Consider the following 20,322-nt stretch of genomic DNA (forward strand, 5'->3'; position numbering starts at 1 on the left):
CGTCTAGCGGCCCGGATCGGCAAGCGTCCTCTGCATGACCGCCGCACCGAGCTCCATCTGCTGCTCGATAGAGGGCGCGATGTCGTGCGGCAGAACGTCGGTGATCCAGATCATGCGGCAGCGCTGCTCGCCGTCGGGGATGATCTGCATCGAGGCATTGTGCCGCTGCATGCGCGCATCGTCGATGGCATAGACGAGACGCCGTCGTGCGTCGCTGCAGTCGATGAGATGCTCTCGAACCACCTTGCCATTGGCGAAGCTGACGATGCGGACGTCGCCGTCGCGCTTCGTATCGATCACGAAGCCGGGGGCCAGCCGCGTATGCACCGCGCCAAAGTCGCGGACGGCGTCCCAGACCGCGGCTGCCGATGCGGAGATCGGGATATCCTTGCAGATGGATGCCATTGGATGGATGCCCTTATATGGATGCCTTGGCTTCGGTCTCACGGACAGACGGCTTCGATGTTGTTGCCGTCCGGATCGATCAGGAATGCCGCGTAGTAGGTCGGGCTGTAATCCGCGCGCGGCCCGGCACCACCATTGTCGCGGCCGCCGGCCTTCAGTCCCTCGCTGTGGAATCGGGCGACGCCCGCCTGGTCGGCGGCGCGGAACGCGACGTGGACAGGGCCCTTGGCCGCGCTGCCGTTGAGATAGAGCCACAGTCGCGGCTCGCCCTTCGGTCCGATGCCGGCCGAGGTCTCGTCCTTGCAGCAGAGAATATGGCCGAGCGGGGCCAAGGCGGCCGCGTAGAAGCGGACACTGGCGTCGAGATTCCCGACCTTGAGTCCAATATGATCGTACATCGCTGGTCTCCCGTGTTTCGCATGCGCCAGCGCACGCTCCGGGATCAGCTAATCAATGGCGGCGGAGCCGTTCTTGGAGAATCTTGCGCTCGCCACGCGAGGCTCGGCGAAACTTCAGCGGCGACACGCCGACGGCACGCGTGAACGTCCGGGTGAAGTTGGACAGATCGGCAAAGCCGACATCGTAAGCGATATCGGTGACCGAAGTATCCTCGGCGCTCAGGCGCTGGGCCGCGCGCCGCAACCGGGACCGGATCAGATATTGGTGCGGCGTCACGCCGATCGTGGCTGCGAAGAGTCGCAGGAAATGGAACGGGCTGATGCCGGCGGCCCGCGCCGTCTCCGCCAAATTGATGTCTTCGTGAGCGTTGTCGTCGATCCACAGGGCGCTCTCGACGGCACGACGGCGGTCACGAAGGCTTGGGCGGGCCGGCCGTTCCTCCCGGCCAGTGACGATCGCCACGAAACGGCCAGCGATCATGTGACCGACTTCGTCAAGCCCTAACGTCTGCTTCTGGGCGGCAATGGCCTGGGCAAGCTCGCCGAGTGCGATGAACTCCGGGAGCGGCGGAATCGCTCCGGCCTGCCATGCCTGGCCGCCACCGATGTCATCGATGACCGCGCCATCGAAGGAGAACGACAGGCATTCGTCGCCGCAGACGTGATCATGTGTACACATGAACTCGTCGCCGGGATATCCGACCAGCAGCGCGCCGGTCACCAGCTCGAAGAGGCGGCCGCGATGATGACAGCCGAAGCTGCCCTTGCGCACATAAGAGAGCGAGTAGCCGCCATACTGCTCGACAAAAGGACGCGCGCCCCGGGCCGCTTCACAGCGGAACTCGGATACGGTTACGTCTCGGCTTTCGAACAGGATGGTCGCGGCCATGGCGCCAATCTAGCGCATCAGGCCGAAAAGAGCAGGGCCTCTGCGAGATAATCTGGCGAAGCGCGCGAGACCGGCTCTAGGACGCGCGCGGCCGATCGGCTGCGAGCAGGGCGTCGAACAGGGTCAGGCCGGCATGTGGCCGTGCACCTTCGAGCGAGAGCAGGCGCCGCTTGGAGATGATGCCGCTGTTAGGAGACGGCTTGTCCAGTCCGCCTCCGATGTCGCGCACGCGATGGCAGGGCACGATCAGGACGAACGCGTTGTTGGTCAAAGCCTGCGCGATCTCATGCAACGCTTCGGGGACGTGCAACTCGTCCGCGATATCTTCGGCGCTGCGGGTCTCACCGCGCGGGATACCGCGAACGCAATCATAGACGCGCTGATTGAACGGTGTCACGCCTTCGAGGTCGAGCACGACGTCGGAAAAGTCGACATCGCGTCCGCGCAGCGTGGCGACGATGCCCTCGATGGCAAGTTCGGTGTTCGCACAAGGGCGCTGCTCCCGCGCCTCCGGGAATTGTCGAAACAGATGCCGCCGCGTCTCGATTTCCCGCGCCTCCGGCAATTGCACGCCGGTGATCCCGGCGTCGCTCCAGGCGATGCCGCAGCGGCCGAGCGCCGTATCAAAGATCGTATACCCAAGCCTCATGACGCCACCCCAACCCACGCCACACCCTGTCGCGACCGCCGCCTTGATGGTGTTAACAACGTGTTAACAGCGCGGCACGACGGAGGCGGGTTTGCCCTGATTTGGGTCGTGGTTGTCAAGTGCGCTGAGAGAAGACGTCTGTTGGCTCGCGCAAGAGCGGCGCGCATTCATCTGCTTGCAAGGCGGAGTGCGCAGCGTGGCGAGCTATATGGTCGTCGTATCAGCGAAATCAGGATCATGCGCCAGCCACAGTTCCAGCAGGCTCAGGAACATGACCGCGATTCCGATCGCGATACTCACATGCATCGCCGAGCTATGGACGAAGCCGAGCAGCCACGGTGCTGCGATCAGCCAGACGCCGAGTGCGACCTTCAACCACTCCTCCCAATCGGCAAACGCGACCAGCCCGGCGATCGACAATGCGATCACGGCTGCGCCGACGAGCTCTGCATCGACTCGGCCGGCGGTGTGGGCGAAGCCGAACAGCCAGGGAGCACCGATCAGAAAGAGACCACAGCCGAGCGTATAAAGATCGAGTGCGGCGGGGCGCGACATGATCGCGAGAATGTCTGCCTTGTGGGCCGTGAGGGTGTGGCTGTGGATTCGCATGATCGTCCCTCCGAGGGACTCGGGCGGCCGCGCCGTTGCGAGCGACGGCGCCGAATTCGACAGGGAAAGCGTGATCGGCGCGATTCGTTCCCAGTATGGACGGGACTGTCGATCACAATGGCGAGACGCAAAGGTGGCGTGGCGGGATGTCGCCGGCCGGCGAAAGCCCGGGGCAGGTGACAAGAAGCCGCTTGGCGAAACGCATGCTCTCGGCTAATCATGAGCCCGTGCGGGCGTAGTTCAATGGTAGAACGGCAGCTTCCCAAGCTGCATACGAGGGTTCGATTCCCTTCGCCCGCTCCAGTCGACATCGACCGGTCCGGCGTCCGCCTCAGAGTTGATTTCCTGGTTTGCGGCGAGCCTTCCCCGATTCCTCCTGCTGCGGCGCCAACCGGCAGCCCAAGATATTCCCCGCCACTGGTCGTCGCCAGGCGAGATTGACAGCTCCTGTTATCGATAACATAGTTGAGGCTCATCGGCGTTCGATTGGCGGGAGGACACAGGTGGCGGTCGACTTGTTCGATCTGACGGGGCGTCGTGCTCTGGTGACCGGATCCTCTCAAGGAATCGGCCTTGCGCTCGCGCACGGTCTCTCCGCGGCCGGCGCCGAAATCGTGCTCAATGGCCGCGACGAGACGAAGCTCGCCCGCGCTGAAAGCGCGATTGCGGGATCACGCAGGCTCGCTTTCGATGTCACCGATCATGCGGCTGCGAGAGCCGCGGTCGATCGTTTCGAGGCTGAGATCGGCCCGATCGATATTCTCGTCAACAACGCCGGCATGCAGCATCGGGCGCCGCTCGAGGAGTTTCCGGACGAGGCGTTTCAGCGCCTGCTGCAGACCAACATCGCCTCGGTGTTCAACGTCGGCCAAGCCTGCGCCCGCCATATGATCGGGCGGCGCGCCGGCAAGATCATCAACATCGCCTCGGTCCAGTCCGCGCTCGCCCGTCCCTCGATTGCCCCCTACACGGCAACGAAAGGCGCAGTGGCGAACCTGACCAAGGGCATGGCGACCGATTGGGCGAAGCATGGCCTCCAGGTCAACGCGATCGCGCCTGGCTATTTCGACACGCCGCTCAACGCGGCGCTGGTGGCTGATCCGGCCTTCTCTGCCTGGCTGGAAAAACGCACCCCTGCGGGGCGCTGGGGCAAGGTCGAAGAGCTCGTCGGCGCCTGCATCTTCCTCGCCTCGGCTGCATCGTCCTTCGTCAACGGGCACGTGCTCTATGTCGACGGCGGCATCACCGCCTCGCTTTGAGCGGCGTCGTCAACGCTGTTGAATCATGAGGGTCAGGTGCTTTCGCGCTCGATCACCTCGAAGGGCACGATCAGCGTCGCCGGCATCGGCGTGCGCTTTCTCTGCACGTCGTCGAGTGCGCCCAGCAGGATGCGGCCGGCCTCCAGCCCGATGGTACGACAATTCACGGCGACGGTCGTGATCCGCGGCCAGGCCCAGCGCGACACCTCGAAATCGCCAAAGCCGGCAATGCCGATTCGGCCCGGAACCGCCCAGCCGCGGCGATGACACTCCATGATGGCGCCGAATGCGGAGAGGTCGGAGACGCAGACGGCGGCGTCCACATCGGGCCATTGCTCGATCAGATGGACGATGGCCTGACCGCCTTGCTCCATCGAGATCGGCGGATCGCCGAACGCGATGGTGCGGCCGACAGGCAGGCCGAGCTCCTCGATCGCGCGCAAATAGCCCAGCCTGCGATCGGCGCCGCGGCTGTCGCGCCGGCTTGCGCCGCCGATGAAGCCAATCTTGCGGTAGCCCTTCTGATAGAGTCGACGGACGAGCGCGCGCGACGCCTCGGCATTGGAGAAGCCGACGACGTGATCGATCGGCTCAGCCGGCAGGTCCCAGATCTCCACGACCGGAATGCCGGCGGCCTGCAGCATCCGGCGTGCCCGGGGCGTATGCCGGCCATCGGTGACGATGATGCCGTCGGGGCGGCGCGTCAGCATGGTCTGGACGAGATGCTCCTCCTTCTCGATGTCGTAGTCCGTGGCGCCGAGCAGCACCTGTAGCCCTTGGTCCTCGATGACCTCGGTGATGCCGCGGGCGGTGTCGGCAAAGTTGGAATTGTTGATCGAGGGCACCAGCACGGCCACGAAGCCGGTCCGCTTCGACGAGAGCGCGCCGGCCGACAGATCCAGCACATAACCGAGCTCCTCGACGGCGGCGAGGATGCGGCGCCGCGTCTCCTCGGAGACGGCCCCGTCTCGCTTCAAGGCACGCGAGACGGTCATCGTGGACACCCCCGCCCGCGCCGCGACCTCCGCCATGGTCGCCGGCCGCCTCGGGCTCCGGTTGATCGTCGTCCGGGTCTGCTTCATTGCATGCGCTTGTTCCGGGGTGGACGTGAGATGCCCGCATGCCTGAGTTGCAAGCGCGGCAGCGCGGGGTCGCTTCCGCGCCAGGATACATCGCCAGTGATATCGATAACAATCGCCTGCAGCGGCAGCCTGCACGGCGCTTTGATCGATCGCGCGATGAAGCGCCAGCCTCGGATCAGCCTGTTGCGATGGTCGGATGGATCGGATCGTTCTGGCTTCGGCTTTCGCGGCGACCCGCGCCGGTGGCTACGCGGCCGCGACCGGCCGCCTCGCATAGATCGCCTCGATCTCCTTCGCAAAGGCGCGCTCGATGGCCGGGCGCTTGTTCTTCAGCGTCGGCGTGATCAGGCCGGCCTGCACGGTCCAGGGCTCCAGCGTCCAATGCACCGCTTTCGGCGTCGCATAGGACGGATAGGCCTTCACCGCGCGCGCGATGTGCCGCAACAAGGAGGCTGCCTCGGCCTCGGTCCCGCGCTGGCTATGGGCGGCGAGCCGTGCCTGCTGCTCGGCCCAGCCCTTCGGGTTGAGCACGACGATCGCGGTCAGGAACGGCCGGTTCTCGCCGATCACGATCGCTTGCTCGAACAGCGGATCGGTCAGGATCGCGGTTTCGAGATCGGCCGGCGCGATCTTTTCGCCGGTCGACGTCACCAGGATGTCCTTGATCCGTCCGGTGATCGTGATGCGGCCGTGGTCGATGCGCGCCTGGTCGCCGCTATGCAGCCAGCCGTCGGGCTGCTTGATCCGCGCGGTCTCCTCCGGCCGGTGCCAATAGCCGAGCATCACGTTGGGTCCGCGCACCATCAGCTCGTCATTGTCGCCGATACGAACCTCGATGCCCGGCAGGGCGCGGCCGACCGTGCGCGGGTCGTTATCGTCGGGCGTGTTGACGCTGACCACCGGGGAGGTCTCGGTCATGCCGTAGCCCTGCAGCACCTCGAGCCCGAGCGCGAGGAATAGCCGCACCACCGGCTCGGCGATCGGCGCGCCGCCGCTGACCGCCACCTGCAGGCGTCCGCCGAACCGCGCCAGCACCTTGTCGGCGACGACGCGCTTGAGCAACGGCCATGCGAGGCGATCGAAGGTCCCGAGCTGCGCGCCGCCGTGCTGCGCATCGAAGCGGCGGTTGCCGATTGCGATCGTCAGATCGAGCAGCGCCCGTTCGATCGGGTTGGCGAGCGCGCGGTGGTGCATGACCAGGGAAAAGATCCGCTCATAGATGCGCGGCACTGAAATGAGGATGGTGGGGCGGACCTCCACCAGATCCTCCGCCAGCTGCTTCACCGAGCGTGCATAGGCGACGCAGGCGCCGATCGCGATCGGGTAGTAGTAGCCGGCGGTCCGCTCGAACGTATGCGACAATGGCAGAAATGACAGGAACACATCGTCCTGACGCGCCGCGAGGCGCTGATGGATCGCCTTGAGGTTGGAGACGACATTGTCGTGCGACAGCATCACGCCTTTCGGCCGGCCTGTCGTGCCCGACGTATAGACGATGGCGGCGAGGTCGTGCGGCGCGACGGGAACGGTATTGTCGCGCGGCATGGTGTCGCCAGCCGCGTCCAACCACGCGTCCAGAGCCTTGAGGCGCGAGTCGCCGGCCATTCCGGGGCTGGCGCGCAGCTCGGCACAGATGATCCGCTTCAGGTCGGGCAGCGCCTGGCCGACGGCGGCGATCTCGTTCCAGCGCTCGTCCGAATCGACCAGCAGCAGCCGGGCGCCGCAGTCGGCGAGAATGTAGGCGATGCTGTCGGCATTATCGACGGCGTGCATCGGCACCGGCACCAGGCCGAGCGACAGCGCCGCCTGATCCATCGCGAGATGCGCAACGCCGTTCGGCATCAGGATGGCTGCGCGCTCGCCCGGGCCGAATCCATCTGCCGCGAGCGCCTGCCGCCAGCGATCGACGACGGCGTCGATCTCGCGCCACGAGAGGCTGGTCCATTCGCCGCGACGTGAGTCGAAATGACGATAGGCCTGCGTGTCGGGGCTCCGCAGGCACCGCCACCGCCACAGCTCGGGCAGCGTCGCGATGTCGGCCAGCGCGCCGGCCGCCACGGGGGGATGATCGATGGGACCTGATTGCTGCACGCCCGTCTCCGGCGATCTGAAGGTGTCGCGATGCGCCGCTCTTGCAGCGGCGCATCGCGGCCGACCTTGACGTAGCGCAATTGCGCATGGCCAGCCCCCGCGCTCGGGCATGGGAGATCGGCGCCAGCGGGACGGCTCGATCGCATCCGGATGCGACAGCGCTCCGGATCGGAGCGCTGTCGGTCGCCGACGAGTCTCAGGCGCCTTCCGGCACCTTGTCGAGAAAGCCGATGATCCGATGGATGCGGCCGTCCTTCAGCTCCGCGACGTCGCTGCCCTCGATCGGACCGCTCTCGCCTGTCGGGCCGAGCTCCCAGCGAAAGCGGACATAATCGCCATGGCCATTGGCCGCCCCGATCAATCTGAAGCTGTAGTCGGGGAAGCGTTGCTGCACGCCGGCCACCAGCGCCTCGATGCCCGTGTGCCCATCGCCGCGCATCAGCGGGTCCACATAGGTCGCGTCGGTGGTCCAATGCCGCGCGAGCAGTTCGCGCCGTTGTGCGGATGTGCGCGCATTCCACAGCGCGATGTAGCTATCGGCGATGGCGGCGATGTCGGTCATCGGTGCTCTCCATGTTGTGAACGATGATGAGGCGATGATCGCGCCCGCCGTGTCGCGAATCGATTACGTCGGAAGTCATCTCATATCGCATGACGAAACTGTAAGTTGCCGATCTGCTGCGCCGCGCATACGAGCGCGCAGAGACGGTGCGGAGATCGCGTTGCATGTTGTCCGACACTTGGAAATTGATCGCAGTTGCGATCTGTCTCGTGCTGTTCACGGCCGATACGGTGCTCAAACCGCAGGACAAGCCCAATCGCATGGTGTTCTTCGAGCTGCATCGGGGCGAGAGCCCGACGGTGATCGGCATGATGCGCGATGATTTGCGCAAGCTGCCGGGCACCGGCGCGAGCCGCATCCGCGACGCGTTGGCGCGTGGAGAGACGTTAACGGTCTGGCAATATGCGTTAAGGAAAACTGAAGACGGTAGCTACCAGGAAGTCCCCGACCGGCAGATCCAGCTCGGGTCTGCCGATGCTGCACTCGTGACCTTCGGTGCACGCATTCGTTTGCCGAACGATTAGTCGCTGCGCGACATATGGTTGGGAACTGCATCCTCAGCCACGACCTCGGCGGGAGGTTGGGACGATTCCAGCCCGAGTGATTCCTGTCCGAGTGAGTCCCGTCCAAGCGAGGTCTACCCCGAGCTGCGGCTGCGCGCTCCTGGCCCGCGCAAGTCGGCTGCGTTGCGCTGCAACCGACTGCAGCCGGCAATGTGCCGCGACTCAGGCCACGAAGCGTGACGGGCTGCGCGTCGGTCTGATTCGCGCTTGGTGACGGTCGGGTCGTCGATCCGCAGGACGGCAATCGCCGTGCGGCGATCAGGCCGCGCAAATGTCGTCAACGCACGATTGTCCGCAGCGTGATCATCATGAGCGCGCGATAACGGAGATCGCACGTCGCTCGCTGGGCGGCCGACATGAGCTTCGAAGCCCGTAATTCCCCGGTGCTCTGCGCTCCGTGATCCGCATGTCGTGCAATATGGCGATGATGGCGGGCTCCCGCCCTGCTCGTGGCGCGCCGGCCATGCTCGGAACCCGGGTGGGGCGATTTTCTTGCTACGGCAACCGCTGGTGCAGCCGGCTTGCAACACTTGCTCTGAATTTGGCTCTGTTGGCTGCGCTGTCCTGGACAAAAACGCGATCTCGAAACACGCTGCGTTAGCGATTTGGATCTGACTGTCGTGTTCCGGTTCTGGGGAGCGGGGTGCGTCGGTAAGGTCGGCGCAATCCAAGCATCACAAGAAGCGCATCACAGTCGGTCAGATCGGCTTCGCCGGGTTGAACTGGGGCTCGACATGAAATTCTGGACGGGGTTGCTCGCGGTTGTTCTGTTGCTGTCCGGCGTCGGTGCGAGCCATGCCGTTGTCAGAATCGCCGATGACCGCGGTGGCCGGATCGGTACCTATGTCGACAAATATCAGGGGCTGCGCTCGTCCGGTGAGTACGTCATCATCGACGGTCTGTGCGCCTCGGCCTGCACCATCGTCCTGGGTGCCATCCCCCACGAGAAGATCTGCGTCACCTCGCATGCCAATCTCGGCTTCCATGCTGCCTGGGATTTCGGTGCCAACGGCCGGGCCGTCACCAATCCCGAGGCGACCCAGATGCTCTACTCGATGTATCCGTCACCGATTCGCCGCTGGATCTCACAGCGCGGCGGCCTGACCCCGCGAATGATCTTTCTGAAGGGCAAAGAGCTGCAGGCGATGTACAAGCCCTGCTACATGGATGCCCAGGCCTCCTCGCCAACTCCGGCTCAGGTGGCGCCGAACGCCCCGGCGATGTCGCCGGCGGCTGCCAAGGCGTCCGCCGCGCACTAAACGGACGTCCTCTCCCCCGGCCAAGTCACCGTCCTCGGTCCCGTAGCGCTTGCCTCGCTCGTCGCTGCGGCCTATCTGAGAGGGCGAGAGGCGGGCGGCTGCTTGTGCCATTCTGGGGCAGTGGCCCCGCCGAATGAGCAGGCCATCATGCAGCCTCTTTCAGCGCCGCAAGAATCAGCACCGCAAGGAAGCGTGTCCGCAGCGGCTAGCCGCCGCCTGACGGCGGTGCTGGCTGGCGTTGCGGGGCTCGCTCTCCTGACGGGGGCGGTCGGTCTGTGGGGGAAGTATGGGACGGCTGTGTTCTTCGAGATCATGGCTGCCGGCCTTCGGGCCTGCTTCTGAAAGAGAGTGAAGGAACTCGGCATGCCGCGTAATGTCACGCGCCCGCTCGTCATCGTCGGCGCCTTTGCCGCCAGCCTGGTGGTCGGGCTCTCACTGATGTTCCTGATCATGGGGGGCGGGCGGAATATCGCGGCGCCGGCCGCGATCGGCGGCCCGTTTCAACTGACGGATCAGAGCGGCGCGGTCGTCACCGAGCAGAGCCTGCAGGGACGGCCAACCCTGATCTTCTTCGGCTTCACCCATTGTCCGGACGTCTGTCCGACCTCGCTGTTCGAGATCTCCGAGGTGCTGCGCGCCATGGGCAAGGACGCCGACAGCGTCAACGCCTATTTCATCTCGGTGGATCCCGAGCGAGACAATCCGGCGACGATGAAGGATTACCTCTCCAGCTTCGATCCGCATCTGAAGGGGCTGACCGGCGATCCCGAGGTGCTCGCCAAGGTGCTCACCGAATACCGCGTCTATGCCAAGAAGGTTCCGCTCAAGGACGGCGACTACACCATGGACCATACGGCCCTGGTGTATCTGATGGATCGCAATGGCCGGTTCGTTGCGCCTTTCAACCTGAAGCGGACCCCGGAGGAAGCGGCAGCCGACCTGAAAAAATACCTCTGAGCATTAACGCTTAGGGCGGAGGGTTGTCTTCCAGCCGAATCCAGCCTCGAATTTGCGCTTGGATGGTCTATAAGGCGCGCTGACCTCGGGACCGCAAATGCCGACCGTCTTGTCACAAGCTGCGAAGTCGATCTGGACCGCCCGCGCCGCCATTGCGGGCCTGCTGCTCTGTCTTGGCGTGGCCGGTGCCGCGTCGGACGCGCATGCCCAGGCACCGATCAAGCCGCCGGTCGAGGCTGCGCCGCAGGCCGTGCCCGGCTTTTGGGATCCGCGCCGCCGTCCCGAGCGGCCGGATCTTTCCCGCCTCACCGTGATCCGCTTCCTAACCGAGACCGATTATCCCCCGTTCAACTTCACCGGTCCGGATGGCAATCCGGCCGGCTTCAACGTCGATCTGGCGCGAGCCATCTGCGACGAGATCAAGGTGACCTGCACCGTCCAGATGCGCCGCTTCGAAACCCTGCTGGACGCGCTCTCCTCCAACCGCGGCGATGCGATCATCGCGTCGATGGCGGTGACGCCGCAAATGCGGGCGCGGCTGGATTTCTCCGATCCCTATTACCGGGCGCCGGCGCGCTTCGTGTCCCGGCGCGACGCCGTCATGACCGAGATCCGCCCGGAATTTCTCGAGGGCAAGAAGATCGGCGCGATCGCCGGCACCGCCCATGAGGCCTATCTCAAGGCGATGTTCACCGACGCCGAGATCAAGACCTATCCGAATGATGAGGCGCTGCGGCAGGCGTTGCGGCGGGCCGAGGTCGATCTGATCTTCGGCGACGGCATTTCGCTGGCGTTCTGGGTCAACGGCACTGATTCCGCCGATTGCTGCGCCTTTTCTGGTGGACCTTTCGTCGAAAGCCGCTATTTCGGCGAGGGCGTCGGGATCGGGGTGCGCAAGGGCAATGACCTGCTGCGCCAGGCCCTGAACTGGGCGCTGTTCCGGGTCTGGGAAAAAGGCCGCTACACCGATCTGTGGCTGCGCTATTTCTCGATCAGCCCGTTCTGATGTTTCCACGCCAGGGTGGGCAAAGGCGTATCGCGCCGGGCCCATCTTCGCTGCGCATCCACCGTCATTGCGGGAGCGGAGCGACGAAGCCATCCAAGGGTCTGACGAAGACTGGATCGCTTCGCTTCTGTTCAGCCCGGGGACATGGCTGACAGGTGTTCGGAGACATGGTTGACACCTCAAAATCGGCTCGATTCGTCAAGCAAAGGGGCGAGCGATGCCGTGGCGAGAGGTGTCTGTCATGGACCAGCGACGAGAGTTTGTGATGCTTGCCAAGCAGGAGGGCGTGAACCGGCGGAAGCTGTGCCGTCAGTTCGGCATCAGCGCCGAGACCGGCTACAAGTGGATCCAGCGGTATGACGCCGGCGATACGACGCTGGCGGACCGGTCGCGGCGGCCGCATCGGAGCCCGGAGCGCACGGCGGCTGCGACTGAGCAGCAGATCGTCGCGTTGCGCGACGCTCACCCGACCTGGGGCGCGCGCAAGCTCGCACGTCGTCTCGCGCGCGACGGGCAAACTGTCCCGGCGATATCCACCGTGCACACCATCCTGCGCCGCTACGATCGCGTGAGCGAGCCTGCAGGCACGCCGGGGCAGCCGTACAGGCGCTTCGAGAAGGATGCGCCCAATCAGCTGTGGCAGATGGACTTCAAGGGGCACAGTGCGCTGGAGAACGGCGTGTCCTGTCACCCGCTGACTGCGCTGGACGACCACTCGCGCTTCTCCGTGTGCCTGGCGGCGTGTGACAACGAGCGCGGCTCTACGGTCAAAGGACATCTGGAGACGACGTTCCGCCGCTATGGACTGCCGGATGCGATGTTCGTCGATAATGGTGGTCCCTGGGGCTTTACTCTCGAAGACCCCTGGACCGCGCTGACGGTCTGGCTTCTGAAGCTCGGCATTCGAACGATCCACAGCCGGCCGTATCATCCTCAGGGCCGCGGCAAGAACGAACGCTTCCACCGCAGCCTGAAGGCCGAAGTCTTTGCCTTCAAGCGCTACAGGGACCTTGACGACGTCCAGCGGGCGCTCGACGAATGGCGGGCCGTCTACAATCTCGACCGGCCCCACGAGGCTCTCGACTTCGATGTGCCGGCGAGCCGCTACCGGCCGAGCCCGCGAACGATGCCGGATCGCCTTCCGACGGTGGAATACGACGAGGGTGAGATCGTCCGTTCGGTGTCGAGCACCAAGGCCTATGTCAGTTTCGAGGGACGGCTCTGGAAAGTCCCGCAAGCCTTTCGCAGCGAGCGGCTCGCTATTCGCCCGCTCAGTCAGGACGGAAAATTCGGAATTTTCTTTGCCGCGCATCAGATCGCAGCGATCGATTTGCGCGACCCCAAAAGTGTCAACTATGTCCCCGAACAGGTGTAAGCTATGTCCCCGGGCTGAACACTTCGCTCGCGATGACGCCTTGTGTTAGTTTTCTGCTCCTTTGAAGAACCGGTAGTTCAGATGTCCACGATCGACCTTGTCCCAACCAGCCCGAGCGATCTGCGCGCGCTCGCCGAAAACTCCAACGCCTGGCCGTTCGAACAGGCGAAAGCGATCGTCAACCGGCTGAAGAAGACCCCTAAGGATGAGGTGCTGTTCGAGACCGGCTACGGCCCGTCCGGCCTGCCGCATATCGGCACCTTCGGCGAGGTCGCACGCACCACGATGGTGCGCCATGCCTTTCGCGTGCTGACCGAGGACAAGATCAAGACCCGGCTCCTGGCGTTCTCCGACGACATGGACGGCCTGCGCAAGGTGCCGGACAATGTGCCGAACAAGGAGATGCTGGCGAGCCATCTCGGCAAGCCGCTGTCGCGCATCCCCGATCCGTTTTCGAACGAGTATCCGTCGTTCGCTGCGCACAACAATGCGCGGCTGCGCGCCTTCCTGGACAGGTTCGGGTTCGATTACGAATTCGCGTCCTCGACCGAGTACTACACCTCCGGCAAGTTCGATGCGGCGCTGTTGCGCATGCTGGAGCGACTGGAAAAGGTGATGGCGATCATGCTGCCGTCGCTCCGCGAGGAGCGCGCGGCGAGCTATTCGCCGTTTCTCCCGATCTGCCCGCGCACCGGCCTCGTGCTGTACGTGCCGATCGTCGCGCACGACGCCAAGGCCGGCACCATCTCCTATGACGATCCCGAGACCAAGGAGCGGATGACCGTTCCGGTGACCGGCGGGCATTGCAAGCTGCAATGGAAGCCGGACTGGGCGATGCGCTGGCACGCGCTCGGCGTCGACTATGAAATGGCCGGCAAGGACCTGATCGACTCGGTGAAGCTGTCGGGCAAGATCTGCGCGGCGCTCGGCGGCACGCCGCCGGAGGGCTTCAACTACGAGCTGTTTCTGGACGAGAAGGGCCAGAAGATCTCGAAGTCGAAGGGCAATGGCCTGACCATCGACGAATGGCTGCGCTACGCGTCGCCGGAATCGCTGTCGCTGTTCATGTATCGCGAGCCGAAGGCGGCGAAGCGGCTGTATTTCGACGTCATCCCGCGCAATGTCGACGACTACCAGCAGTTCCTGGAAGGCTTTGCGAAGCAGGACCCCAAGCAGCAGCTCGGCAATCCGGTCTGGCACATCCATTCCGGGACGCCGCCGAAGGCCGACATGCCGGTGACGTTCCAACTGCTGCTGACGCTGGTGTCGTCGTCGAATGCCGAGAATGCCGAGACCCTGTGGGGCTTCATCGGCCGCTACCGGCCGGGCGTGACGCCGCAGACGCATCCCAAGCTCGACGCGATGGTCGGCTACGCCATCAATTATTACCGCGACTTCGTTGCGCCGACGAAGACGTTCCGCGAGCCGACCGAAGGCGAGCGCGTGGCGCTGCAGGACCTGCGCGATGCGCTGTCGAACCTGCCGGCGGAGGCGCCGGCCGAGGACATCCAGAACGTGGTCTATGAGATCGGCCGCCGCGAGCCGTTCCTCGACCACGCCAAGAAGGGCAAGGACGGCCGGCCCGGCGTGTCGCTGGACTGGTTCAACATGCTCTATCAGGTGCTGCTCGGCCAGGAGAAGGGCCCGCGCTTCGGCTCCTTCGTCGCGGTCTACGGCCTCAACAACGCGGTGGCGATGATCGACGGCGCGCTGGCGCGCTCCGCGTGATGGCCATGCTGCTGGCCTCAAAAAAGGTGTCGTCCCGGCCTTGAGCCGGGACGAGAGCGTAATGTTTGGCGGTGCCCTTTGCCCCGCACGGGCGGTCGACTACACCCCCTGCAGCACAAAGCGGCGGTCGAGCTTCTGCACCGGACGCGCGTTCATCGGATAGAGCTTGGCGAATTTCGCCACGTCGGCTTCCGCCACCTGGATCGGATCGGCCAGCAGCAGCCACTCGACCACTTCCGAGCAGGGCGGCGTCGTCAGCGAGCCGGCATAGCGATAATACGAGCGGCGGTTGGGCAGCATCTGGTTCGGATTGATGCGCGCATCGGCCTTGACCGCGGGGCCTTCCTTGTCGGGCATCGTCGCCACGATCTGCGCAAAGGCAGGATTGGGACGGCCCGTCGTCATGAGCACGCCGACCACGGCGAGCCCGCCCGAGGCGGCGCGGTGCACGAAATGCGCCTCCATCGGATAATTCTTGCCGCCGATCTGGTGCTCGCTCGGCCGATGGAAATGCACCTGCAGCAGCTTGTAGGTGGTGCCGTCGAGCTTCAGGGTGCCGCTGCCGTCGGCGAAGTTGAGCTGGATGGTGTGGCCGTTATTGACGATGGTGTCGGCGGTCTTCGCCCAGCTCAGCTTGAAGTCGGGCAAGCGGGCCTGGGTCGCGTGCTCGATGTCGATGGGAGATTGCTGGCTGCCGATGCTGCAGACCTTGTTGGCCGCATCGAGATCGCCCCATTTTGCGGGGCCAGTCGCCCCCTCGTAGCTCCAATGCGGCGCGCCCTCGGCGGCAAAGCCCGGCTGGGCGCAGACAGGACAGAGAGCGAGCCCGGCGAGGGCCTTCAAGGCGTTGCGGCGGTTCATGGCAATCTCCAAAAACGACGGGTGTGATGCATGCAATCGGTGCGGGGCGTCGGCGCAGCGTTGAGCGCGAGCGCGAATCGCAAGCCTCAGAAGAGCCGAATTCGGTTAATCCTTGCTGAGGAACGGGCCACATCCGGGTGAACCCGTGATGACACGGGGCAGCTTCACCGAGCCGGCGCCGGCCGCCGCGGGACAATCGATGCTTGAGTTCGCCGACACCTGCCGATACGGTCGTCCGCATCCCGAAAAACATCAGCAAACTCAAGATCGAGCAGGATCGCGCGAAGGTGCCCAAAATCTACAAAATCTGCTCAGCTTCGGCCTGGCGCGAGGCGGAGCGGTCGGGCGTCTATCGCGGCAGCGCCGACGATCTGCGCGACGGATTCATCCATTTCTCGACCGCGGCCCAGGTACCGGAGACCGCGCGAAAGCACTTCTTCGGGCAGAACGCGCTGTTCCTGGTCGAGGTCGAGGCCGACGCGCTGGGCGCCGCGCTGCGCTGGGAGCGGTCCCGCAATGACGAGCTGTTCCCGCATCTGTATGGCGAGCTCGATGTGGGCGCCGTGACTGCGGTTCACCAGATGCACAGCCGGGCCGATGGCGGCCACGACATTCCGGAACTCACGCCGTGATTCGCGCCTTCGATCAGCTCTCGCTGCCGCTGTTGCGCTGGCTCGACGCCGAGGACGCGCACCGGCTCGCCATTCAGGGCCTGAAGCTGCTGCCGGCGATCAAGCCACGGCCGGACGATGCCAAGCTCGCGGTGCGCGCCTTCGGGCTCAACTTTCCGAACCCGGTCGGCATGGCCGCCGGCTTCGACAAGAACGCCGAGGTGCCCGACGCGCTGCTGCGGCTCGGCTTCGGCTTCGTCGAGATCGGCTCGGTCACGCCCCGGCCGCAGAGCGGCAATCCGCGCCCGCGGCTGTTTCGCCTGGAGCGTGACGAGGCCGTCGTCAACCGCATGGGCTTCAACAATGACGGCGCCGAGATCGTGCTGCGGCGGCTTGCCGGCCGCGCCAATCAGGGCGGCATCGTGGGTGTCAATGTCGGGGCCAACAAGGATTCGGCCGACCGCGTCGCCGACTACGTCCGGCTGATCGAGACCTTCGCGCCGGTCGCGAGCTATTTCACCGTCAATATTTCCTCGCCGAACACGCCGGGCCTGCGCAATCTGCAGCAGGCCGCGCAGCTCAATGAGCTCTTGTCCAAGGTATTGGAGGCGCGCGACCGCGTCCGGCGCAAGGCTGGCGACACGCCGGTGCTGCTCAAGATCGCGCCCGATCTCAGCCTGGCCGAACTCGACGACGTCGTCCATGTCGCGCGCTCGCGCGGCGTCGACGGCATGATCGTCTCGAACACCACGCTGGCGCGGCCGAATAGTTTGCGCGAGCAGTTGCGCGCCAAGGAGCAGGGCGGCCTGTCCGGCCGGCCGCTGTTCCGGCTGTCGACCCGCATGGTGGCGGAGACCTTCGTCCGCGTCGAAGGCGCCTTCCCGCTGATCGGCGTCGGCGGCATCGACAGCGGCGGCGCCGCACTGACCAAGATCCGCGCCGGTGCCAGCCTGATCCAGCTCTATTCCTCGCTGGTCTATAAAGGGCTCGGCCTGGTCGAGAGCATCAAGGCCGACCTGACCTCGACCTTGCTGCGCACGGGGCGTGACTCGCTCTCGGAGATCGTCGGCGCCGACGCAGCGACCATCACCGCCGAGGACTGGCCGGTTTAGGTGTGGCCGAGCGGTCGCGGCATTGTCCGCTGTCATCCCCGCGCAGCCGGGGATCCAGCACGCCGCGGCGGCCGTTATTGAACCGAGACGGCACGGCGTACTGGATCGTCCGCCTGCGGACGATGACAGTTTACGATGCTGGGCCAGCCGGGCCTTTGCCGAACGACGCCTTCAGCAGCGCTGGATAGCGCGCGGCCTGGAAGCCGCCGCGGGCGGCGTAGAAGCCGAGCATCGCGATCCACAGCCCCGTATTGCCGAAGCCGCGCAGCGCAAACCAGATCGCGAGGAACACGGCCAGCGCCGCCACCATGAGGTTGCGCATGTCGCGGGCCCAGGTGGCGCCGATATAGACGCCGTCGAACGCGAAGGCGAACACCGACAGCAGCGGCGAGGCCACCACATAGGGCAGATAGTCGCGCGCGGCGCTGCGCACGGCTGGACTCGCCGTCATCACGTCGATCAGCGCCGGTCCGAACAGCGCCAGCACCACGGCGACAACGAGCGCGAAGCCGAAGCCCCAGGCGAGCACCAGGCGGGTGGCGCCGGCAAACGCGTCTCTGTTGCGCGCGCCATAGGCATAGCCACAGAGCTGCTCGGCGGCGTTGGCGAGCCCGTCGAGGAAGAAGGCCGCGACCAGCAGGAAATTGTTCAGCACTGCGTTGGCCGCGAGCGTCGTGTCGCCGGCGCGCGCGCCCTGCGAGGTAAAGAACAGGAATGCCACGATCATCGCCGCGGTGCGGATCATGATGTCGCGGTTGACTGCCATCATGTGCATCAGCTTGGCGCGGTCGAACAGCGCGCGCCGCGACAGCGCAGCCGCGGGCCTGACCAGCCGATGCGCCAGCAGCAGGCCGATCGCGACCCCGAAGGTCTCCGCGATCACGGCGGCGATCGCCGCACCGGCAATGCCGGTCTCCATCACCTGCACCAGCAGGATGGTCGCCGCCATGTTGATCAGATTGATCGCGACCTGCACCGCGAGCGCGAGCCGGGCCCGCGCCAGGCCGACCAGCCAGCCGAGCAGGACATAGTTGGCGAGCGCCAGCGGCGCCGACCAGATCCGGATCATGAAATAGGTCCGGGCAGCGCCGCGCACGGCCTCGCTGCCGCCCATCAGCTCGAACAGCACCGCCGCGAGCGGCACCTGCACCGCGATCAGCCCGAGCCCGACCAGCCCCGCCAGCGCCAGGCCGCGGATCAGGACCATCAGCATCTCGTCGCGTTCGCCGGCGCCGAGCGATTGCGCGGTAAAGGCGAGCGTGCTCGCGCGCAGGAATGCGAACAGCCAGAACAGGCAGTCGAAGATCACCGAGGCCATGGCCACGCCGCCGAGCATCGCGGGCGCGCCGAGCCGGCCGATCGCGGTGGTCGCGACAATGCCGATCAAGGGCGTGGTCAGGTTCGCGATCATCGCAGGCCCTGCGATGTCGAACACCTGCCGGCTGGTGATGGCCGGCCTCTTGAATCCCGGTGAATGCAACGGACTGCTCGCTCGCTTGGCCGGCCCGCAATGCGTCGCGCTGGTGCGGCGGATCTCAGCCTCGGTCAGGACCCGAGCTTAGCCGGCCTTCCCGGTATGAGGCTATAGATCAATCGTCATACCGTCATGCGCCGCCGCATGCGGCAGGGTCTCCAGCCGGGAGAGCATGTCCGGGCCCAGATGGGTGAGCACGAGCCGCTTCGGCCTGATCGCGTCGAGATGCGCCGCGAGCGCAGCCAGGCTGAGATGGTTCTTGACCGGCCTGTCGAACGTATAGGCTTCGGCGATGAACAGGTCGGCATCGCGGCCCAGCGGGATCAGGCTGTCGGTCCATTCCGTATCGGCCGTATAGGCGATCACGCGTCCCTCGGCCGCGATGCGATAGCCGAGAAACGGCCCGCCCGAACCGCCATGCACGACCGCGAACGGCGTCACGCCGATGTCGCCGAAGCGCGTCGTGCACTCCGGCGCGAGCTCGATCACCGCCAGCTCGAATGTCCGTGGCGTCGACGAGGAATGCTCGAACAGCGCCTCCATCACCTGCGTCAGCCGCGTCGCGATGCCGGCGGGGCCCGCGATCACCAGCGGCTGCGTCCGCTTCGAGAACTGCGCGTCGAGCAGCAGGAACGGAAGCCCGGCGAAATGGTCGCCATGGAAGTGCGTGATCAGGATCAGCGAGACATCGTTGCAGGCGATGCCGAGCCGCTTCAGCGCCGGCGGCGACGAGGCGCCGCAATCGATCAGCAGATTGGTGCTGATGCCCGTCAGGTGGAAGCAGGTGTTGGACCTGCCACCCGATCCGAACGCGTCACCACAGCCGACAAAGCGGAGCTGCATCGGCTGCGTCTTGTCATCTGCCGCGCGGAGCGAACAGCCGCGACAGGAACCAGAGCGGGATCACGATCACCGCGCCGAGCAGGAAGTAGCGCCACAGCCAGTTGAAGGCGTCGAAGCCGAGCTCATAGAGCCGGATGAACAGCAGCCGGATGCTGTGGATGATGTTGAGCGGATCGAAGCCGATCGCCGACAGCACCACGCCGACCAGGATCGACAGCAGCACCAGCCGGAACGCCACCGACAGCGGCGAGCCGCCGAGAAAACGATACAGGCCATCCGAGCTGCGCGCGCGGGCCGGATAGTCCCTGATGTCATTCGACATGTCATCGTCTCCAATGCCGGTTCGCCGGCGGATTCGTGCCGCGATTATAAAGCACGGCAGGGCAGGTGGGGAACCCGCCTCAGCGCCGCAAGCGGGTTACTTGCATTTAATGTTCCCGCGATGTTGGACCTTCGGCTGTGAATTGTCGTCATGGCCGGACTTGCCCCGGCCAACCATCTTGCTTGACGGATGGATGCCCGGGCCTTCGCCGCGCCGAAGCGGCTTCGGCGGCGCAGGCGGGTCAAGCCCGGGCATGACGAGAAACAA

21 protein-coding genes and 1 tRNA gene are annotated in these 20,322 nt (G+C 65.4%); 10 read left to right on the forward strand and 12 right to left on the reverse strand.

All coding sequences use genetic code 11. The annotated features are described in order from the left end of the window. Positions 1-3: 3 nt before the first annotated feature. The 5 genes from BBTA_RS03615 to BBTA_RS03635 form a co-directional block, all read right to left on the reverse strand. The gene (locus BBTA_RS03615) at positions 4-405 is read right to left on the reverse strand and encodes an SRPBCC family protein (protein ID WP_012041087.1); all 402 of its coding nucleotides are present in this window, start codon (positions 403-405) and stop codon (positions 4-6) included. Positions 406-443: 38 nt separating this feature from the next. Next, positions 444-803: a VOC family protein gene (locus tag BBTA_RS03620; RefSeq protein ID WP_012041088.1), complete on the reverse strand. Its 360-nt coding sequence runs from the start codon at positions 801-803 to the stop codon at positions 444-446. 52 nt (positions 804-855) lie between these two features. Next, on the reverse strand, positions 856-1,692 hold the full coding sequence (locus tag BBTA_RS03625; protein ID WP_012041089.1) for an AraC family transcriptional regulator: 837 nt from the start codon (positions 1,690-1,692) through the stop codon (positions 856-858). 76 nt (positions 1,693-1,768) lie between these two features. Then, positions 1,769-2,341 carry a methylated-DNA--[protein]-cysteine S-methyltransferase gene (locus tag BBTA_RS03630; RefSeq protein ID WP_012041090.1) on the reverse strand — a complete coding sequence of 191 codons (573 nt, stop codon included), beginning with the start codon at positions 2,339-2,341 and terminating at the stop codon, positions 1,769-1,771. Between the two features lie 204 nt (positions 2,342-2,545). Then, the gene (locus tag BBTA_RS03635) at positions 2,546-2,950 is read right to left on the reverse strand and encodes an SPW repeat protein (protein WP_012041091.1); all 405 of its coding nucleotides are present in this window, start codon (positions 2,948-2,950) and stop codon (positions 2,546-2,548) included. 229 nt (positions 2,951-3,179) lie between these two features. Between BBTA_RS03635 and BBTA_RS03640 the strand changes: the two genes are divergently transcribed. Next, a tRNA-Gly gene (locus tag BBTA_RS03640) sits at positions 3,180-3,253 on the forward strand. A gap of 200 nt (positions 3,254-3,453) precedes the next feature. After that, positions 3,454-4,209, forward strand: a complete 756-nt coding sequence (locus tag BBTA_RS03645) for an SDR family oxidoreductase (RefSeq protein WP_012041092.1) — start codon at positions 3,454-3,456, stop codon at positions 4,207-4,209. Positions 4,210-4,241: 32 nt separating this feature from the next. Here the strand turns inward: BBTA_RS03645 and BBTA_RS03650 are convergent, their stop codons facing one another. The 3 genes from BBTA_RS03650 to BBTA_RS03660 all read right to left on the reverse strand — a co-directional run bounded on the left by BBTA_RS03650 (position 4,242) and on the right by BBTA_RS03660 (position 7,944). Then, positions 4,242-5,240 (reverse strand): LacI family DNA-binding transcriptional regulator, encoded by a 999-nt coding sequence (locus tag BBTA_RS03650; RefSeq protein WP_041751211.1) that lies wholly within the window; start codon positions 5,238-5,240, stop codon positions 4,242-4,244. A 297-nt stretch (positions 5,241-5,537) separates the two neighbouring features. Continuing rightward, complete coding sequence (locus BBTA_RS03655) at positions 5,538-7,382, reverse strand: long-chain fatty acid--CoA ligase (protein ID WP_012041094.1); 1,845 nt, start codon at positions 7,380-7,382, stop codon at positions 5,538-5,540. Between the two features lie 196 nt (positions 7,383-7,578). Further along, positions 7,579-7,944, reverse strand: coding sequence for a nuclear transport factor 2 family protein (locus BBTA_RS03660; RefSeq protein WP_012041095.1), 366 nt, complete (start codon positions 7,942-7,944; stop codon positions 7,579-7,581). Between the two features lie 164 nt (positions 7,945-8,108). On the opposite strand from BBTA_RS03660, the gene BBTA_RS03670 reads away from it, so the two are divergent. The 6 genes from BBTA_RS03670 (at position 8,109) to BBTA_RS03700 (ending at position 14,832) form a co-directional block, all read left to right on the forward strand. Then, the gene (locus BBTA_RS03670) at positions 8,109-8,468 is read left to right on the forward strand and encodes a hypothetical protein (RefSeq protein WP_012041096.1); all 360 of its coding nucleotides are present in this window, start codon (positions 8,109-8,111) and stop codon (positions 8,466-8,468) included. Positions 8,469-9,241: 773 nt separating this feature from the next. Then, entirely contained in the window at positions 9,242-9,766 is a 525-nt protein-coding gene (locus BBTA_RS03675) for a hypothetical protein (protein ID WP_012041098.1), read from the forward strand. A gap of 363 nt (positions 9,767-10,129) precedes the next feature. Further along, on the forward strand, positions 10,130-10,723 hold the full coding sequence (locus BBTA_RS03685) for an SCO family protein (RefSeq protein ID WP_012041100.1): 594 nt from the start codon (positions 10,130-10,132) through the stop codon (positions 10,721-10,723). 97 nt (positions 10,724-10,820) lie between these two features. Continuing rightward, positions 10,821-11,729 carry a transporter substrate-binding domain-containing protein gene (locus BBTA_RS03690; protein WP_012041101.1) on the forward strand — a complete coding sequence of 303 codons (909 nt, stop codon included), beginning with the start codon at positions 10,821-10,823 and terminating at the stop codon, positions 11,727-11,729. A 217-nt stretch (positions 11,730-11,946) separates the two neighbouring features. Continuing rightward, on the forward strand, positions 11,947-13,104 hold the full coding sequence (locus BBTA_RS03695) for an IS481-like element ISBrsp4 family transposase (protein ID WP_083780592.1): 1,158 nt from the start codon (positions 11,947-11,949) through the stop codon (positions 13,102-13,104). Positions 13,105-13,185: 81 nt separating this feature from the next. Further along, positions 13,186-14,832, forward strand: coding sequence for a lysine--tRNA ligase (locus tag BBTA_RS03700; protein ID WP_012041103.1), 1,647 nt, complete (start codon positions 13,186-13,188; stop codon positions 14,830-14,832). A 99-nt stretch (positions 14,833-14,931) separates the two neighbouring features. Here the strand turns inward: BBTA_RS03700 and BBTA_RS03705 are convergent, their stop codons facing one another. Further along, positions 14,932-15,693, reverse strand: coding sequence for a carbonic anhydrase (locus tag BBTA_RS03705; protein WP_012041104.1), 762 nt, complete (start codon positions 15,691-15,693; stop codon positions 14,932-14,934). A 287-nt stretch (positions 15,694-15,980) separates the two neighbouring features. Here BBTA_RS03705 and BBTA_RS03710 point away from each other — a divergent pair, with 287 nt between their 5' ends. Next, the gene (locus tag BBTA_RS03710) at positions 15,981-16,325 is read left to right on the forward strand and encodes a DUF952 domain-containing protein (protein WP_012041105.1); all 345 of its coding nucleotides are present in this window, start codon (positions 15,981-15,983) and stop codon (positions 16,323-16,325) included. Continuing rightward, positions 16,322-17,416, forward strand: a complete 1,095-nt coding sequence (locus tag BBTA_RS03715; RefSeq protein ID WP_012041106.1) for a quinone-dependent dihydroorotate dehydrogenase — start codon at positions 16,322-16,324, stop codon at positions 17,414-17,416. Before BBTA_RS03710 ends, BBTA_RS03715 begins: the two co-directional genes overlap by 4 nt. Positions 17,417-17,546: 130 nt before the next feature. Here BBTA_RS03715 and BBTA_RS03720 read toward each other — a convergent pair whose 3' ends face one another. The 3 genes from BBTA_RS03720 to BBTA_RS03730 form a co-directional block, all read right to left on the reverse strand. Then, entirely contained in the window at positions 17,547-18,851 is a 1,305-nt protein-coding gene (locus BBTA_RS03720) for an MATE family efflux transporter (protein ID WP_012041107.1), read from the reverse strand. Positions 18,852-18,998: 147 nt separating this feature from the next. After that, positions 18,999-19,733: an MBL fold metallo-hydrolase gene (locus tag BBTA_RS03725; RefSeq protein WP_012041109.1), complete on the reverse strand. Its 735-nt coding sequence runs from the start codon at positions 19,731-19,733 to the stop codon at positions 18,999-19,001. 13 nt (positions 19,734-19,746) lie between these two features. Then, on the reverse strand, positions 19,747-20,055 hold the full coding sequence (locus BBTA_RS03730) for a DUF6460 domain-containing protein (RefSeq protein WP_012041110.1): 309 nt from the start codon (positions 20,053-20,055) through the stop codon (positions 19,747-19,749). Between the last annotated feature and the right edge of the window lie 267 nt (positions 20,056-20,322).

Source organism: Bradyrhizobium sp. BTAi1 (assembly GCF_000015165.1).
Classification (GTDB): domain Bacteria; phylum Pseudomonadota; class Alphaproteobacteria; order Rhizobiales; family Xanthobacteraceae; genus Bradyrhizobium; species Bradyrhizobium denitrificans.

Excerpts from the sequence above, each read along its gene's own strand:
- BBTA_RS03615 (WP_012041087.1), bottom strand. The coding sequence starts at position 405 with ATGGCATCCATCTGCAAGGATATCCCGATCTCCGCATCGGCAGCCGCG.
- BBTA_RS03620 (WP_012041088.1), bottom strand. The coding sequence starts at position 803 with ATGTACGATCATATTGGACTCAAGGTCGGGAATCTCGACGCCAGTGTC.
- BBTA_RS03625 (WP_012041089.1), bottom strand. The coding sequence starts at position 1,692 with ATGGCCGCGACCATCCTGTTCGAAAGCCGAGACGTAACCGTATCCGAG.
- BBTA_RS03630 (WP_012041090.1), bottom strand. The coding sequence starts at position 2,341 with ATGAGGCTTGGGTATACGATCTTTGATACGGCGCTCGGCCGCTGCGGC.
- BBTA_RS03635 (WP_012041091.1), bottom strand. The coding sequence starts at position 2,950 with ATGCGAATCCACAGCCACACCCTCACGGCCCACAAGGCAGACATTCTC.
- BBTA_RS03650 (WP_041751211.1), bottom strand. The coding sequence starts at position 5,240 with ATGGCGGAGGTCGCGGCGCGGGCGGGGGTGTCCACGATGACCGTCTCG.
- BBTA_RS03660 (WP_012041095.1), bottom strand. The coding sequence starts at position 7,944 with ATGACCGACATCGCCGCCATCGCCGATAGCTACATCGCGCTGTGGAAT.
- BBTA_RS03670 (WP_012041096.1), top strand. The coding sequence starts at position 8,109 with ATGTTGTCCGACACTTGGAAATTGATCGCAGTTGCGATCTGTCTCGTG.
- BBTA_RS03675 (WP_012041098.1), top strand. The coding sequence starts at position 9,242 with ATGAAATTCTGGACGGGGTTGCTCGCGGTTGTTCTGTTGCTGTCCGGC.
- BBTA_RS03685 (WP_012041100.1), top strand. The coding sequence starts at position 10,130 with ATGCCGCGTAATGTCACGCGCCCGCTCGTCATCGTCGGCGCCTTTGCC.
- BBTA_RS03690 (WP_012041101.1), top strand. The coding sequence starts at position 10,821 with ATGCCGACCGTCTTGTCACAAGCTGCGAAGTCGATCTGGACCGCCCGC.
- BBTA_RS03695 (WP_083780592.1), top strand. The coding sequence starts at position 11,947 with ATGCCGTGGCGAGAGGTGTCTGTCATGGACCAGCGACGAGAGTTTGTG.
- BBTA_RS03700 (WP_012041103.1), top strand. The coding sequence starts at position 13,186 with ATGTCCACGATCGACCTTGTCCCAACCAGCCCGAGCGATCTGCGCGCG.
- BBTA_RS03705 (WP_012041104.1), bottom strand. The coding sequence starts at position 15,693 with ATGAACCGCCGCAACGCCTTGAAGGCCCTCGCCGGGCTCGCTCTCTGT.
- BBTA_RS03725 (WP_012041109.1), bottom strand. The coding sequence starts at position 19,733 with ATGCAGCTCCGCTTTGTCGGCTGTGGTGACGCGTTCGGATCGGGTGGC.
- BBTA_RS03730 (WP_012041110.1), bottom strand. The coding sequence starts at position 20,055 with ATGTCGAATGACATCAGGGACTATCCGGCCCGCGCGCGCAGCTCGGAT.